Here is a 16,288-nt window from a genome sequence, read left to right as displayed (position 1 = left end):
CCGCGTCAGGGAGGCACTCCTCTTATGAACAGCAAGATTCGTGGCGTTGTGATCGGCGCTGCCGCTGTTTCCATGGCTCTGGCCATGACCGCCTGTGGCAAGGCCGGCGACGACGACGCCAAGGACAAGGGCGCGTCGGGCGACAAGGGTGGCAAGTCCATCGGTCTGCTGCTGCCCGACACCGTCACCGCGCGGTACGAGAAGTTCGACAAGCCGTACTTCGAGGACAAGGTCAAGGCGCTCTGCTCCGACTGCACCGTCGAGTACGCGAACGCCGGCGCCGACCCCAACAAGCAGGCGCAGCAGGTCAGCGACATGATCACCAAGGGCGTCAAGGTGATCGTGGTCAGCGCCCAGGACTCCGCCGCCATCAAGTCCTCGGTGGAGGAGGCCAAGTCCAAGGGCGTCAAGGTCATCGCGTACGACCGCCTCGCCCAGGGCCCGGTGTCCGCCTACGTCTCCTTCGACAACGAGAAGGTCGGCCAGCTCCAGGGCGAGGCCCTGCTCGAGGGCATGGGCGACAAGGCGACCCCGAAGTCGAAGATCGTCATGATCAACGGTGACGACGCCGACCCGAACGCCGCCCAGTTCAAGAAGGGCGCCCACAGCGCCCTGGACGGCAAGGTCGACATCGCCTACGAGCAGACCGGCCTCTGGAAGGACACGGTCGCCGCGGAGAAGATGTCCGCCGCGATCACCCAGCTCGGCAAGAAGAAGATCGCCGGCGTCTACTCGGCCAACGACGGCATGGCCGGTGGCATCGCCAACGTCCTCAAGGGCGAGGGCCTCGGCGACCTCCCGCTGACCGGTCAGGACGCGGAGCTCGCGGCCATCCAGCGGATCGTCGCCGGCACCCAGTACGCCACCGTCTACAAGGCGTTCAAGCCGCAGGCCGAGGCCGCCGCCGAGCTCGCGGTCAAGCTGCTCGACAGCGACGACATCAAGTCCCTGGCCTCCGCCGAGGTCACCAGCGGCTCCGGCGACAAGGTTCCCGCCCAGCTGCTGGCCCCGGTGTCCGTGACCCAGAAGAACATCAACGACACCGTGGTCAAGGACGGCCTGTACACGGTCGAGGAGATCTGCTCCGGCGAGTTCGCCAAGGCCTGCGAGAAGGCCGGCCTCAAGTAACACCCGGCACCGCCCGGCCGCCCCGCGAGGGCGGCCGGACGGGCCCGGCGGCGGGAGACGCCGGGGACACCCCGCCCCTCCCGCCGCCCTCGCCCGGCCCTTGCCCCGTCCCGTCCCCCTCGGGACGGAACGGGGCAGTGGCCGGTCGGCACACCTCCGGAGCGCGCCCCCACGAGCGCGCGTCCACCCCGTACATCCTGTGCGTTCGCACACCCCACCGCGTTCTGCCCCCCGGAACGCGGCATCCCCGCCGGGTCAGGCGGCGAAGGAGATGATTCACGTGTCCGCTACGCCCGTGCTGGCGTTGCGCGGAGCCTCCAAGCGATTCGGTGCGGTCCAGGCCCTCACCGACGTCCACCTGGAGGTCCACGCCGGAGAAGTCGTCGCGCTGGTCGGCGACAACGGCGCCGGAAAGTCGACGCTCGTCAAGGCGATCGCCGGCGTCCACCCCATCGACGAGGGCGCCATCGAGTGGGAGGGCCGCCCGGTCCAGATCCACAAGCCCCACGACGCCCAGGAGCTCGGCGTCGCGACCGTCTACCAGGACCTCGCCCTGTGCGACAACCTGGACGTCGTCGGCAACCTCTACCTCGGCCGTGAGCTGCGCCGTCGCGGCGTGCTCGACGAGGTCACCATGGAGCAGAAGGCCCGCGAGCTGCTGAGCACGCTGTCCATCCGCATCCCGAGCGTCCGCATCCCGATCGCCGGCCTCTCCGGCGGCCAGCGTCAGGTCGTCGCCATCGCGCGCGCCCTGATCGGCGAGCCCAAGATCGTCATCCTGGACGAGCCCACCGCGGCCCTCGGCGTCGAGCAGACCGCCCAGGTCCTCGACCTGGTCGAGCGGCTGCGCGAGCGCGGCCTCGGCGTCATCCTCATCAGCCACAACATGGCCGACGTCAAGGCTGTCGCCGACACCGTCGCCGTGCTGCGCCTGGGCAAGAACAACGGCACCTTCCCCGTGAAGGACACCAGCCACGAAGAGATCATCGCCGCCATCACGGGCGCCACGGACAACGCCGTGACCCGTCGCGCGGGGCGTCGCACCACGGAGGCGGCAAAGTGAGCGACACGACCAAGACCCCCACCCCGGCCCCGGCCGAGGACCCCACCGCCGCCGCGGCGGCGGCCCCCGCGATCGACCCCCGCCTGCTGGTGCGCGAAGAGGGCTTCAAGGGCTACATCACCGAGTTCAAGCGCAAGGTCAAGGGCGGTGAGCTGGGCTCCATCCCGGTCGTCATCGGCCTGATCGTCATCGCGACGGTCTTCCAGCTCAACAACGACCGCTTCCTGAGCGCCGACAACCTGTCGAACATCGGCTACTACATGGCCGCCACCGGCATGCTGGCCATCGGCCTGGTCTTCGTGCTGCTGCTCGGCGAGATCGACCTGTCGGTCGGCTCGGTCAGCGGCCTGGCCTCCGCCGTGTTCGCCGTCGTGGTGACCAAGCACGGCATGGACGCCTGGCTGGCCCTGCTGCTCACGATCTTCACCGGTGTCGCCATCGGCGCGCTGCACGGCTGGTTCTTCGCCAAGATAGGCGTGCCCGCGTTCGTCGTCACCCTGGCCGGCTTCCTCGGCTGGAACGGCCTCATGCTGTGGCTCCTCGGCTCCAGCGGCACCATCAACATCCCCTCCGACGAGGGCCCGGTGCGCCTGCTGGGCAAGGCGTCCTTCCTGCTCGACCAGGACGTCGCCGGCGCCTACCTGCTGGCCGGCCTCGCCGTCCTGTCCCTGCTCGTCGGCTCCTTCATGGACCAGCGCCGCCGCCGCGCGGCCGGCGTCCCCTTCCGCCCGACCAGCGAGATCGTGCTGCGCGTGGTCGCCCTCGCGATCGTCTCCTTCGCCGCGGCCATGGTGTTCAACAGCTCCGCGGGCGTGCCCAACGCGCTGGTGATCTTCCTGATCTGCCTGGTGATCGTCGACTTCGTCCTGCGCCGTACCTCGTTCGGCCGTAAGGTCTTCGCGGTCGGCGGCGGCGTCGAGGCGGCCCGCCGCGCGGGCATCAACGTCGAGCTCGTCCGCATCACCGTCTTCGCCATCGCGGGCGGTTTCGCGGCCATCGGCGGCATGTTCTTCGCCGGCCAGACCTCCAGCGCCACCATGCTGGCGGGCGGCGGCAACACCCTGATGCTGGCGATCGCCGCGGCGGTCATCGGCGGCACCAGCCTCTTCGGCGGCCGGGGCACCGTGTGGTCGGCCCTGCTGGGCATGCTGGTCATCCAGTCGATCAGCACGGGCCTGTCCCTGCTGAACATGGAGGCCTCGATCCAGTACATGATCACCGGCGCGGTCCTGCTCGGCGCGGTCGTCATCGACTCCGTCTCCCGGCGGAGCCAGAAGGCGGCGGGCCGGGCCTGACGCCCGATCCCAGCCCGCGGTGCCCGGCGTCCTCGTGATGCCGGGCACCGGCGTTTTCCCCCGGACGACGCGGCCCCGCCGGGGCCGCCACCTGGGAACCGCCCCTTCCGCCCGCACGTTCAGTCGTCAGGACGGACGGGGCAGTCCTGCGGGAGCAGGAGGGGAACATTAGACTCGACAGGCCCCGCAACGCTCAACAGCTCTACTGCAAGGAGGCACGGGTGCCGCTGCTGACCCGCATCAGGGGACCGCGCGATCTGGACCGGCTCACCCCGGCGCAGCTTGACCAGCTGGCGGAGGAGATCCGGACCTTCCTCGTCGACGCCGTCTCCAAGACCGGCGGCCACCTCGGCCCCAACCTCGGCGTGGTGGAGCTCACCATCGCTCTGCACCGGGTGTTCGAATCCCCACGGGACAAGATCCTCTGGGACACCGGTCACCAGTCCTACGTCCACAAGCTGCTCACCGGGCGGCAGGACTTCTCCCGCCTGAAGATGAAGGGCGGCCTCTCCGGCTACCCCTCGCAGGCCGAGTCCGAGCACGACGTCATCGAGAACTCGCACGCCTCCACCGTCCTCGGCTGGGCCGACGGACTGGCCAAGGCCAACGAGGTCCTCCGCAAGGACGACCACGTGGTCGCCGTCATCGGCGACGGCGCCCTCACCGGCGGCATGGCCTGGGAGGCGCTGAACAACATCGCCGCCGCCAAGGACCGCCCGCTGGTCATCGTGGTCAACGACAACGAGCGCTCCTACGCGCCCACCATCGGCGGCCTCGCCAACCACCTGGCCACGCTGCGCACCACCGACGGCTACGAGCGCTTCCTCGCCCGTACCAAGGAGGTGCTGGAGAAGACCCCGGTGGTCGGCCGCCCGCTCTACGACACGCTGCACGGCGCCAAGAAGGGCCTCAAGGACTTCATCGCGCCGCAGGGCATGTTCGAGGACCTCGGCCTGAAGTACGTCGGCCCGATCGACGGCCACGACATCGAGGCGCTGGAGTCCGCGCTGGCCCGCGCCAAGCGGTTCAACGGCCCGGTCATCGTGCACTGCCTCACCGAGAAGGGCCGCGGCTACCGCCCGGCGCTCGAGGACGAGGCGGATCGTTTCCACGCCGTCGGCAAGATCCACCCGGACACCGGCCTGCCGGTCGCCACCGCCGGCGCCGACTGGACGTCCGTCTTCGGCGAGGAGATGGTCGCGCTCGGCAAGGAGCGCGAGGACATCGTCGCGATCACCGCCGCGATGCTCCAGCCGGTCGGCCTGGACAAGTTCGCCCAGGAGTTCCCCGAGCGGGTCTTCGACGTCGGCATCGCCGAGCAGCACGGCGCGGTCTCCGCGGCCGGCCTCGCCACCGGCGGCCTGCACCCGGTCTTCGCGGTCTACGCGACCTTCCTCAACCGCGCCTTCGACCAGGTGCTGATGGACGTCGCCCTGCACAAGTGCGGCGTGACCTTCGTGCTGGACCGGGCCGGCGTGACCGGCACCGACGGCGCCTCCCACAACGGCATGTGGGACATGTCGATCCTCCAGGTCGTCCCCGGCCTGCGGCTCGCCGCCCCGCGCGACGCCGACCAGGTCCGCGCCCAGCTGCGCGAGGCCGTCGAGGTCGACGACGCGCCGACGGTGGTCCGCTTCTCCAAGGGCGCCGTCGGCCCCGCCGTGCCGGCCGTGGGCCGCGTCGGCGGGATGGACGTGCTCCGCGAGGCCGGCGCCGAGCGGCCGGACGTGCTGCTGGTCTCGGTGGGCGCGCTGGCCCCGATGTGCCTGGAGATCGCCGCCCTGCTGGAGAAGCAGGGCATCTCCACCACCGTCGTCGACCCGCGATGGGTCAAGCCGGTGGACGAGCAGCTGCCGCCGCTCGCGGCGCGGCACCGCGTGGTCGTCACCGTCGAGGACAACTCGCGGGTCGGCGGCGTCGGTTCGGCCGTCGCCCAGGCGCTGCGCGACGCGGGCGTCGACGTCCCGCTGCGCGACTTCGGCATCCCGCCGCAGTTCCTGGACCACGCCTCGCGCGCCGAGGTCCTCACCGAGATCGGGCTCACCGCGCCGGACATCGCCCGCCAGGTCACCGGGCTGGTCTCCCAGCTCGACGGCCGCGAGGGCTTCGAGGCCGCCCCGGCGAAGGCGGGCTCCCGCCGCGGCTGACACCCTCCCGCGCCCCGCAGGGCCCCGGACGCCTCGCGTCCGGGGCCCTGCGGTTTCCTGCCCCGCCTCCGCGACGGCGTCCTCCCGACCGGTCCCACCGGGGCGACTGGGCCGGTTCCGCCGGGGCTCTTCGCTCATCCCGGTGACAAACCGGACGGGGTGTCCTGAGCGGCGGAATTCGGGGAAGAGGGAAGGCACCCTCCGACCGTGTCGGGGACCCATGGGAGGAATGACGTGAGCAGCAGCAGCCTCTTCAGGACGAAGAAGGTCGAGCACTCCATCGAGGGGACGGAACATCCGGAACACCGGCTGAAGAAGTCCCTCTCCGCGCTGGACCTGACCGTGTTCGGCGTCGGCGTCGTCATCGGCACCGGCATCTTCGTCCTCACCGGGGCCGTCGCCAAGGAGACCGCCGGGCCCGCGACGGCGATCGCCTTCGTGATCGCCGGCGTGGTCTGCGCCCTCGCCGCGCTCTGCTACGCGGAGTTCGCTTCCACCGTGCCGGTCGCCGGGTCGGCGTACACCTTCTCCTACACCTCCCTGGGCGAGCTGCCCGCCTGGATCATCGGCTGGGACCTCGTCCTGGAGTTCGCGCTCGGCACGGCGGTGGTGGCGGTCGGCTGGTCCGGTTACATCCGCTCCCTGCTCGAGAACGCGGGCTGGACGATGCCGGCCGTGCTCTCCGGCCGGGACGGCGTCGAGGGCTTCGGCTTCGACCTCTTCGCTGCGCTGCTGGTGCTGGTGCTCACCGCGGTACTGGTCGTCGGGATGAAGCTGTCCGCCCGGATCACCTCCGTGGTGGTCGCCATCAAGGTGGGCGTGGTGCTGCTGGTGATCGTCGCGGGCGCCTTCTTCATCAAGGCCGAGAACTACCGCCCCTTCATCCCCGCTCCCGTCCCCCAGGAGGCGGGCGGTGGCCTCCACGCCCCGCTGATCCAGCTGATCTTCGGCTTCGCCCCCGCCAGCTTCGGCGTCCTGGGCATCTTCACCGCCGCCTCGGTGGTCTTCTTCGCCTTCATCGGCTTCGACGTCGTCGCGACCGCGGCCGAGGAGACCCGCAACCCGCAACGTGACATGCCGCGCGGCATCCTGGGATCCCTCGCCATCTGCACCACGCTCTACGTACTGGTGTCGATCGTGGTCACCGGCATGCAGCACTACACCGAGCTCTCCGTGGACGCGCCGCTCGCCGACGCCTTCAAGGCGACCGGACACCCCTTCTTCGCCGGCGTCATCAGCTTCGGCGCGGCGATCGGCCTCACCACGGTCTGCATGATCCTGCTGCTCGGACAGACCCGCGTCTTCTTCGCGATGAGCCGTGACGGGCTGCTGCCCCGGTTCTTCTCCCGTGTCCACCCGCGCTTCAAGACCCCCTACCGGCCGACCATCCTGCTCGGTGTGACCATCGCGGTGATCGCCGGCTTCACCCGGCTCAGCGTGCTGGCCGAGCTGGTGAACATCGGTACCCTCTTCGCCTTCGTGGTGGTCGCGATCAGCGTCGTCGTGCTGCGCCGCAGCCGGCCCGACCTGCCGCGGGCCTTCCGCACCCCGCTGGTGCCGCTGCTGCCGATCGTCTCGGTGCTGGCGTCGGTGTGGCTGATGCTGAACCTGCCGGCCGAGACGTGGGTCCGGTTCGGGGTGTGGATGGCGCTCGGTGTCGTCGTCTACTTCGCGTACAGCCGCCGCAAGAGCCTGCTGGCCCCGGGGCGCGAGTCCGAGGCCCGCGCCGCCGCCCAGTTCGACTGAGCACCGCACCCACCCCCACGGGCCCCCACGGCCCCTGAGGGGCCACCGGGCCGAGGAGCGGCCCCGGTGGCCGTCGCGTCCACCGGTCCGGGCCCACGCTGCCGCGCCAGACGCACGGCGGGAGCGGGGACGAGGGCGGAGGCGGCGCCGGCCGGCAGGCACACGGTGAGGGCACCGCGGGCAGCGCTGCGACCGCGCGGCACACCGTCGCAGCGACGAGTGCGCCGGACACGGCGACGGCCACGCGTCGGCCCTCGGCACCGCCCGGGGCCTCAGCCCCGGGCGGTGCCTCAGTCCCGGGCGGTGCGGGGCCCCGTGACGTCGGCTCCGAGGGAGGCGACCCGATGGCGGAGCTCGCGGTCGGCGGTGACGACCAGGCACGGCCGCCCGGGCCGCGCCGCGGCGACCAGGCCGACGACGAGGTCGTCCCCGCTGCCGCCCGCGGACTCCACCCGCACACCCGGCACCGACTCCACCCCGCGCGCCGCGCCCTCCACGACCAGGACGATCTCCACCGGTCCCGTCGTCTCGGGCAGCCCCGGCAGCCCCTGCGAGGCGAGCCGGTCGCGTAGCCGCTCCGCCGCACCGCGCCGGTCCCGCCACCACCCGTCGGGCACCGAGCCGACCACGTTGGCGGCGTCGACGATCACCAGCAGCGGCAGGTCCTCATCCATGGGCCCAGCTTTCCAGACGCCCGGCCCGGCCGTCGGCTCGGAGGCGGCGGGACGGGAAGCGAAAGGGCCCCCGCCGAGTGGCGGGGGCCCTTTCACTTCGCGTTGCGCGCAGGTGTTACGCGGGAACCGACGCCACGCCCGGCGCCAGGAACCGCTTGCCGTTGACGCGCCCGGAGACGCCCTCACGGTCCAGGTACGGCGTGATGCCGCCCAGGTGGAAGGGCCAGCCCGCACCGGTGATCAGGCACAGGTCGATGTCCTGGGCCTCGGCGACGACGCCCTCGTCGAGCATCAGGCCGATCTCCTGGGCGACCGCGCCCAGGACCCGCTCACGGACCTGCTCCTCGGACAGGACGGTGTCGCCCTGCTGGAGGAGCGCGGCGACCTCCGGGTCCAGCTCCGGCTTGCCGGAGTCGTAGACGTAGAAGCCGCGCTTGCCGGCCTCGACGACCCGCTTGAGGTTGGCGGAGACGGTGAAGCGGTCCGGGAACGCGCGGTGGAGCGTCTCGGAGACGTGCAGGCCGATGGCCGGGCCGACCAGCTCCAGGAGCACCAGCGGGGACATCGGCAGGCCCAGCGGCTCGACCGCCTTCTCCGCCACGGCCACCGGGGTGCCCTCATCGATCACGTTCTGCACCTCGCCCATGAAGCGGGTGAGGATGCGGTTGACGACGAACGCCGGGGCGTCCTTCACCAGTACCGCGGTCTTCCTCAGCTTGCGGGCGACGGCGAACGCCGTGGCCAGCGAGGCGTCGTCGGTCTGCTCGCCGCGGACGATCTCCAGCAGCGGCAGGACGGCGACCGGGTTGAAGAAGTGGAAGCCGACGACCCGCTCGGGGTTCTTCAGCTTCGACGCCATCTCGCTGATCGACAGCGAGGAGGTGTTGGTCGCCAGGATCGCGTGGGCCGGGGCGACCGCCTCGACCTCGGCGAACACCTGCTGCTTGACGCCCATCTCCTCGAAGACGGCCTCGATCACGAAGTCCGCGTCCGAGAAGCCCTCGGCCTTGTCCAGGACACCGGTGACCAGCGCCTTGAGACGGTTGGCCTTGTCCTGGTTGACGCGGCCCTTGCCGAGCAGCTTGTCGATCTCGGAGTGGACGTAGCCCACACCCTTGTCGATCCGCGCCTGGTCGATGTCGGTCAGCACGACCGGAACCTCGAGGCGGCGCAGGAACAGCAGCGCCAGCTGCGACGCCATCAGGCCGGCGCCGACGACGCCCACCTTGGTGACCGGGCGGGCCAGCGACTTGTCCGGCGCCCCGGCCGGGCGCTTGGCGCGCTTCTGCACCAGGTTGAAGGCGTACAGACCCGAGCGCAGCTCGTCGCCCATGATGAGGTCCGCGAGGGCCTCGTCCTCGGCGTCGTAGCCCGCCTGGAGGTCGCCGTCCTTGGCGTTCGCGATGATCTCCAGCGCGCGGTAGGCGGCCGGGGCCGCGCCGTGCACCTTGGAGTCGGCGACGAACCGGCCGCGCGCGACGGCCTGGTCCCAGCCCTCGCCGCGGTCGATCTCCGGGCGGTCGACGACGATCTCGCCCTTGAGGACGGCGGCCGTCCACACCAGCGACTGCTCGAGGAAGTCCGCGCCCTCGAACAGGGCGTCGGCGATGCCCAGTTCGAAGACCTGCTTGCCCTTGAGCTGGCGGTTCTGGCTGAGCGAGTTCTCGATGATCACCGAGACGGCCTTGTCCGCGCCGATCAGGTTCGGCAGCAGCGTGCAGCCGCCCCAGCCGGGGACCAGACCGAGGAAGACCTCGGGGAGGGAGAACGCGGGCAGCGCGGCGGAGACCGTGCGGTACCGGCAGTGCAGACCGACCTCGACGCCGCCGCCCATGGCCGCGCCGTTGTAGTACGCGAAGGTCGGGACGGCCAGCGTGCCCAGACGCTTGAAGACGTCGTGGCCGCCCTTGCCGATCGCCACCGCGTGCTCGCGGTCCTTCAGCGCCTCGACGCCCTTGAGGTCCGCGCCGACGGCGAAGATGAACGGCTTGCCGGTGATGCCCACGCCGACGATCTCGCCGGCCGCGGCCTCACGCTCGACCTGGTCGATCGCCACGTCCAGCTTGGCCAGCGACTGCGGGCCGAAGGTGTTCGGCTTGGTGTGGTCGAAGCCGTTGTCCAGGGTGATCAGGGCGAAACGGCCCGCACCGAGGGGGAGGTCGAAGTGGCGCACGTGCGCCTCGGTGACGACCTCGTCGGGGAACAGCTCGGCCGCACCCTTCAGCAGTTCTGCGACGTTGCTCACTTGTCCCCCTCGAAGTTCGGGTTCTCCCAGATGACCGTGGCGCCCATGCCGAGGCCGACGCACATGGTGGTGAGGCCGTAGCGCACGTGCGGCTGCTCCTCGAACTGGCGGGCCAGCTGCGTCATCAGACGCACGCCGGAGGAGGCCAGCGGGTGACCGTAGGCGATGGCGCCGCCGTACTGGTTGACGCGGGCGTCGTCGTCGGCGATGCCGTAGTGCTCGAGGAAGGCGAGCACCTGGACCGCGAAGGCCTCGTTGATCTCGAACAGGCCGATGTCCTCGATGGACAGGCCGGCCTTGGCGAGGGCCTTCTCGGTGGCCGGGATCGGGCCGTAGCCCATGACCTCGGGCTCCACGCCGGCGAAGGCGTAGGAGACCAGGCGCATCTTGACCGGCAGGCCGTTCTCGGTGGCGAACTCCTCGGAGGCGAGGAGGGCGGCGGTCGCGCCGTCGTTCAGACCGGCCGCGTTGCCCGCGGTGACGCGGCCGTGGACGCGGAAGGGCGTCTTGAGGCCGGCCAGGTTCTCCAGCGTGGTGCCCGGGCGCATCGGCTCGTCGGCGGTGACCAGGCCGAAGCCGGTCTCGCCGGCGTCAGCGTTGGTGCGGCGGACGGAGATCGGGACCAGGTCCTGCTGGATCTTGCCGTTCGCGTACGCCTTGGCGGCCTTCTCCTGGGAGGCGACGGCGTACTTGTCGGCGCGCTCCTTGGTGATCGCCGGGTAGCGGTCGTGCAGGTTCTCGGCGGTCATGCCCATGAACAGGGCGGACTCGTCGACCAGCTTCTCGCTGACCAGCCGCGGGTTCGGGTCCACGCCCTCACCCATGGGGTGGCGGCCCATGTGCTCCACGCCGCCGGCGATGACGGCGTCGTAGGCGCCGAAGGCGATCGAACCGGCGGTGGTGGTCACCGCGGTCATCGCGCCCGCGCACATGCGGTCGATGGAGTAGCCCGGAACGCTCTGCGGGAGACCCGCGAGGACGCCGGCCGTACGGCCCAGGGTCAGGCCCTGGTCGCCGATCTGGGTCGTCGCGGCGATCGCGACCTCGTCGATCTTCGCCGGGTCGAGGTTCGGGTTGCGGCGCAGCAGCTCCCGGATCGACTTCACGACGAGGTCGTCGGCGCGGGTCTCGTGGTAGATGCCCTTCGGGCCCGCCTTGCCGAACGGGGTACGGACGCCGTCGACGAAGACGACGTCCCTGACGGTACGAGGCACGATGGCTCTCCTCCAGGGGTGTGCGGACTGCGGCACTGCTGCGTGATGCTGCGGTGAGGGGCGCGGCTGAGCGCCCGCTCACCGGTCATGCTACTCGCGGGTAACCCTTGTGCCCACCCCGGGAGCCCGACGCGTCGAACGTCACACCGCCGTGCCCCGCGGACCCCCATCGCCCCAGCGGCACGATTGCCCGCAGGATGTACGGGGCCATCTGCACCTTCCGCGGGCGGCTGGGCCGCCCAGGGGGCGGCACGGGCGGGCGCAGGCGGCGCGTACGCGCGTGAGCGCACGTCCGCGGGGCGCCGGTCCGTGCCGCCCGGCAGGGGTCACCCCTTCGCGGCGAGGGCGGTGACCAGGAGGGGGGTGACCTGCTCGACCTGCCACGGGCGGGCGCCGTGCGCGGCGAGCGCGGCGGACACCGAGGCCTCGTCGGCCGCGGCGGGCGGCGCCCAGCAGACCCGCCGCACCGTGTCCGGCGCGATCAGGTTCTCCTGCGGCATCCGCAGCTCCTCCGCCCGCGCCGAGACCGCGGCCCGCGCCGCGGACAGCCGCGCGGCGGCCGCCGGGTCCTTGTCGGCCCAGGCCCGCGGCGGCGGGGGCCCCGCCACCGCCTGCCCGGGCAGCGGCAGCGCGCTCTCCGGCAGCGCCTTCGCCCGGTCCACGGCCGCCTGCCACTGCTCCAGCTGCCGCCGCCCGGTGCGGCTGTTGAACCCGCTCAGCGCGGACATCGCCTGCACGTCGGCCGGCAGCGCCAGCGCCGCCTCCACGATCGCGGCGTCGCCCAGCACCTTGCCCGGCGAGACGTCCCGCCGCCGCGCGATGCGGTCCCGCGTCTCCCACAGCTCGCGGACCACCGCGAGCTGCCGCCGCCGGCGCACCTTGTGCATGCCGGAGGTGCGCCGCCAGGGGTCCTTGCGCGGGGCAGGCGGGGGAGCGGAGGCGATCGCGTCGAACTCCTGCAGGGCCCAGTCGAGCTTGCCCTGCCGCTCCAGCTCCTTCTCCAGCGCGTCGCGCAGGTCGACCAGCAGCTCCACGTCGAGCGCCGCGTACCGCAGCCACGGCTCCGGCAGCGGACGCGTCGACCAGTCCACCGCGGAGTGGCCCTTCTCCAGCACGAAGCCGAGCACGTTCTCCACCATCGCGCCCAGTCCGACCCGGGGGAACCCGGCCAGCCGCCCGGCCAGCTCGGTGTCGAAGATGCGGCCGGGGACCATGCCTATCTCCCGCAGGCACGGCAGGTCCTGGGTGGCGGCGTGCAGCACCCACTCGGCGTCGGCGATCGCCTCGCCCAGCGCGGTGAGGTCGGGGCAGGCGACCGGGTCGATCAGCGCGCTGCCGGCGCCGGCGCGGCGCAGCTGCACGAGGTAGGCGCTCTGTCCGTAGCGGTAGCCGGACGCCCGCTCGGCGTCGACGGCGACCGGGCCGGTCCCCGCGGCGAAGGCGGCGACGGTCGCCGCCAGGCCCTCCGCGTCGGCGATCACCGGCGGGATGCCCTCGCGGGGCTCCAGGAGGGGAACCGGCTCCGCCGCCCGGGAAGCAGATTCCCCGCCGGTTCCGCCGTCGTCCGGAGGGGCGCCTCCGGTGGTTCGCAGTGGGCTGTCTGCTGCGGTGTCATGGGCGTCGGTCACCTGTCAAGGGTATCTGTGTACCGCGCACATGCACCGCGCCCGCCGAGGGAACGTTCCCTCGGCGGGCGCGATGTTCGAGCGTTCGGCCTGTTCAGTGGATGATGCCGGTGCGCAGGGCCACCGCGACCATGCCGGCCCGGTCGCCGGTGCCCAGCTTGCGGGCGATGCGCGCGAGGTGGCTCTTGACGGTCAGGGCGGACAGGCCCATGGAGACGCCGATCGCCTTGTTCGACTGGCCCTCCGCCACCAGCCGCAGGACCTCGACCTCGCGGCCGGAGAGCTCGCGGTAGCCGCCCGGGTGGCTCGGGGAGCCCGGGGGGCGGCGGTGCATGCGGTGGGCCCCGCCGAGCGGAGCGGCGCCCGGACGGCCGGGCAGGCCGATGTTGGTACGGGTGCCGGTGACGACATAGCCCTTGACGCCGCCGGCCAGGGCGTTGCGCACCGCGCCGATGTCGTCGGCGGCGGAGAGGGCCAGACCGTTGGGCCAGCCGGCGGCCCTGGTCTCGGACAGGAGGGTAAGGCCGGAACCATCCGGCAGGTGGACGTCCGCGACGCAGATGTCACGGGGGTTGCCGATGCGGGGACGAGCCTCCGCCACGGACGAGGCCTCGATCACGTCGCGCACTCCGAGCGCCCAGAGATGACGGGTCACGGTGGAGCGCACGCGCGGATCGGCCACGACGACCATCGCGGTGGGCTTGTTCGGGCGGTAGGCGACCAGGCTTGAGGGCTGCTCGAGGAGAACGGACACCAGGCCTCCTGGGTGGGGGACGGAGCCGGCTCACGGGGGATGAAGCCGGGACGGAAGAACCGTGCTTGCTAGGTCACTGTCTGCTTCGGCACCGGACGGGTCCGCCTTTAGGGAACGATCACGATTTGGTGAGGGGAAATCGGGGCAATTCGGACGCGCGATCGATCATCCGAAGAACGGCGCGAGTCGAACCCTGTCGACGGACGGTCAGGCGAGGTCGCAAAGTGTCCGTATCGACAAAACCGCAATCACAATGCGGCGAGGGCGGCCCGGGCGCGGCGGTCGCCGTCGCCGGGCCGCCCGGAAGAGGTCAGCGCTGGGGCCGGGGCCCGCGCCGCTGCGGCAGCGGGACCACGGGGGCGGCCGGCGCGGCGGAGGGGCCCTCGCCCGCCGACGCGCCCAGCGGGGGCAGGCCCGTGACCTGGGCCAGCAGGTCGCACCAGGCCGCCAGGTGCCCGGCGGTGTCCGGGACGCCGCCCAGGCCCTCGCGCGGCGTCCAGGAGGCGCGGATCTCGATCTGGGAGGCGGCCGGACGCTCCTCCAGCGCCCCGAAGTAGTGCGAGCTCGCCCGGGTGACGGTGCCGCCGGCCTCCTGGTAGCCCAGGCCCCGGGCGTCCATCGCGCCGGTCAGCCACGACCAGGAGACCTCGGGGAGCAGCGGGTCGGCGGCCATCTCCGGCTCGTGCAGCTCCGCCCGGACGAGGGTGACGAGCCGGAAGGCGCCCCGCCAGGCCTCGTGCCCGTCGGGGTCGTGCAGCAGGATCAGGCGCCCGTCGGCCAGCTCGTCGCCGTCCTCGTCGAGCACCGCCGCCTCGAGGGCGTACGCGTAGGGCGCCAGCCGCCGCGGCGGCGTCACCGGCTCGAGTTCGATGCGCGGCCTCGGCCGCGCGGCCCGCAGGGCGTCGACGGCGGCCCGGAAGGGCAGTGGCGCAAAGGCGTCCGCATTCAGCTCCCGCTCCCCGTCCTTCCCGTCGCCCGCTCCGCCCGCACCGTCCGTCAGTCGTCCCTGAGCCGCAGCCATGCGCAGAAGATAAGGGGCGCGGAGCCCTGGCGGCGTGAAGGACACCCCAGCGCGGGCCCCGGGACGGATCGCGCTGCGCGAACAGCCACGAGGTTTGCCGGACGGTCCCGCGTGATCACGCCCCGCCGCCCGTCCCGCCCGGGCGTGTCGCCCCCGCGCCGCAGGCGGTGCCGCGACGGCCCTCGGCCGGTGGCCCGGGCGGCGTGAAGGCCGCCCGCGGCGGTATCGCGGAGTCGGGTCCGGCGGACAGGACGGGCATGGGAGACTTTCCGCGTGAGTGCCATGGACAAGCCCGAGAACCCCGCCGTCGCCGATTCCGCCTTCCTCAGGGCGTGCCGCCGAGAGCCGGTGCCGCACACGCCGGTCTGGTTCATGCGACAGGCCGGGCGCTCGCTGCCCGAGTACCTGAAGGTGCGCGAGGGCATCCCGATGCTCGAGTCGTGCATGCGGCCGGAGCTGGTCACCGAGATCACCCTGCAGCCGGTCCGCCGGCACGGGGTTGACGCGGCCATCTACTTCAGCGACATCGTCGTCCCGCTGAAGGCCATCGGTCTCGACCTGGACATCAAGCCGGGCGTCGGTCCGGTGGTGGAGCAGCCGATCCGCTCCCGCGCCGACCTCGAGCGGCTGCGCGACCTGACCCCCGAGGACGTCTCCTACGTCACCGAGGCGATCCGGATGCTGACCGCCGAGCTCGGCCCGACGCCGCTGATCGGCTTCGCCGGCGCGCCGTTCACTCTGGCGAGCTACCTGGTCGAGGGCGGCCCCTCCAAGAACCACGAGCACACCAAGGCGCTCATGTACGGCGACCCGCAGCTGTGGGCCGACCTGCTGGATCGCCTGGCCGACATCACCGCCGCCTTCCTCAAGGTGCAGATCGAGGCCGGCGCCTCCGCCGTGCAGCTCTTCGACTCCTGGGTGGGCGCGCTCGCCCCGGCCGACTACCGCCGCTCGGTGATGCCGGCCTCCCGCAAGGTCTTCGAGGCGGTCGCGCCCTACGACGTGCCGCGGATCCACTTCGGCGTCGGCACGGGCGAGCTGCTCGGCCTGATGGGCGAGGCCGGTGCGGACGTCGTCGGCGTCGACTGGCGGGTCCCGCTGGACGAGGCCGTCCGCCGGGTCGGCCCCGGCAAGGCGCTGCAGGGCAACCTGGACCCGGCCGTCCTCTTCTCCACCCGCGAGGCCGTGGAGTCGAAGGCGCGCGAGGTCCTGGACGCCGCGTCCGGCCTGGAGGGCCACGTCTTCAACCTGGGCCACGGCGTCCTGCCCACCACGGACCCGGGCGCCCTGACCGCCCTCACCGAGTACGTCCACGAGCAGACGGCCCGCTGAGCCGAGCACGAAAGCGGGCGGCGTCCCTCCCGGACCTCCGGGAG

At 72.2% G+C, this 16,288-nt stretch carries 12 protein-coding genes; 6 read left to right on the top strand and 6 right to left on the bottom strand.

Features of this window, described 5'->3' with window-relative positions:
- Nucleotides 1–72 precede the first annotated feature (72 nt).
- The 5 genes from ACFRAV_RS24770 (at nt 73) to ACFRAV_RS24750 (ending at nt 7,379) form a co-directional block, all read left to right on the top strand.
- The gene (locus ACFRAV_RS24770) at nt 73–1,128 is read left to right on the top strand and encodes a sugar ABC transporter substrate-binding protein (RefSeq protein ID WP_382558454.1); all 1,056 of its coding nucleotides are present in this window, start codon (nt 73–75) and stop codon (nt 1,126–1,128) included.
- 271 nt (nt 1,129–1,399) lie between these two features.
- The gene (locus ACFRAV_RS24765; RefSeq protein WP_351116646.1) at nt 1,400–2,191 is read left to right on the top strand and encodes an ATP-binding cassette domain-containing protein; all 792 of its coding nucleotides are present in this window, start codon (nt 1,400–1,402) and stop codon (nt 2,189–2,191) included.
- On the top strand, nt 2,188–3,486 hold the full coding sequence (locus ACFRAV_RS24760) for a sugar ABC transporter permease (protein ID WP_382558453.1): 1,299 nt from the start codon (nt 2,188–2,190) through the stop codon (nt 3,484–3,486). The genes ACFRAV_RS24765 and ACFRAV_RS24760 overlap by 4 nt, the downstream gene beginning before the upstream one ends.
- 221 nt (nt 3,487–3,707) lie before the next feature.
- Nucleotides 3,708–5,633: a 1-deoxy-D-xylulose-5-phosphate synthase gene (gene dxs, locus ACFRAV_RS24755; protein WP_382558452.1), complete on the top strand. Its 1,926-nt coding sequence runs from the start codon at nt 3,708–3,710 to the stop codon at nt 5,631–5,633.
- 234 nt (nt 5,634–5,867) lie between these two features.
- Entirely contained in the window at nt 5,868–7,379 is a 1,512-nt protein-coding gene (locus ACFRAV_RS24750; RefSeq protein ID WP_382558451.1) for an amino acid permease, read from the top strand.
- A 290-nt stretch (nt 7,380–7,669) separates the two neighbouring features.
- Here the strand turns inward: ACFRAV_RS24750 and ACFRAV_RS24745 are convergent, their stop codons facing one another.
- The 6 genes from ACFRAV_RS24745 to ACFRAV_RS24720 form a co-directional block, all read right to left on the bottom strand.
- Complete coding sequence (locus ACFRAV_RS24745) at nt 7,670–8,053, bottom strand: NTP pyrophosphohydrolase (protein ID WP_382558450.1); 384 nt, start codon at nt 8,051–8,053, stop codon at nt 7,670–7,672.
- Between the two features lie 115 nt (nt 8,054–8,168).
- Entirely contained in the window at nt 8,169–10,298 is a 2,130-nt protein-coding gene (locus ACFRAV_RS24740; RefSeq protein ID WP_382558449.1) for a 3-hydroxyacyl-CoA dehydrogenase NAD-binding domain-containing protein, read from the bottom strand.
- The gene (locus ACFRAV_RS24735; RefSeq protein WP_382558448.1) at nt 10,295–11,512 is read right to left on the bottom strand and encodes a thiolase family protein; all 1,218 of its coding nucleotides are present in this window, start codon (nt 11,510–11,512) and stop codon (nt 10,295–10,297) included. Before ACFRAV_RS24735 ends, ACFRAV_RS24740 begins: the two co-directional genes overlap by 4 nt.
- A gap of 326 nt (nt 11,513–11,838) precedes the next feature.
- Complete coding sequence (locus ACFRAV_RS24730) at nt 11,839–13,140, bottom strand: HRDC domain-containing protein (protein WP_382558447.1); 1,302 nt, start codon at nt 13,138–13,140, stop codon at nt 11,839–11,841.
- A gap of 91 nt (nt 13,141–13,231) precedes the next feature.
- Nucleotides 13,232–13,891 (bottom strand): response regulator transcription factor, encoded by a 660-nt coding sequence (locus ACFRAV_RS24725; protein ID WP_108952319.1) that lies wholly within the window; start codon nt 13,889–13,891, stop codon nt 13,232–13,234.
- A 310-nt stretch (nt 13,892–14,201) separates the two neighbouring features.
- Entirely contained in the window at nt 14,202–14,912 is a 711-nt protein-coding gene (locus tag ACFRAV_RS24720) for a DUF3000 domain-containing protein (RefSeq protein ID WP_382558446.1), read from the bottom strand.
- A gap of 282 nt (nt 14,913–15,194) precedes the next feature.
- Between ACFRAV_RS24720 and hemE the strand changes: the two genes are divergently transcribed.
- Nucleotides 15,195–16,244 (top strand): uroporphyrinogen decarboxylase, encoded by a 1,050-nt coding sequence (gene hemE / locus ACFRAV_RS24715; RefSeq protein WP_382558477.1) that lies wholly within the window; start codon nt 15,195–15,197, stop codon nt 16,242–16,244.
- Nucleotides 16,245–16,288: the final 44 nt, after the last annotated feature.

It is taken from the genome of Streptomyces sp. NPDC056600 (genome assembly GCF_042792855.1).
Classification (GTDB): domain Bacteria; phylum Actinomycetota; class Actinomycetes; order Streptomycetales; family Streptomycetaceae; genus Streptomyces.
This window is presented reverse-complemented; position numbering and strand designations above follow the sequence as displayed.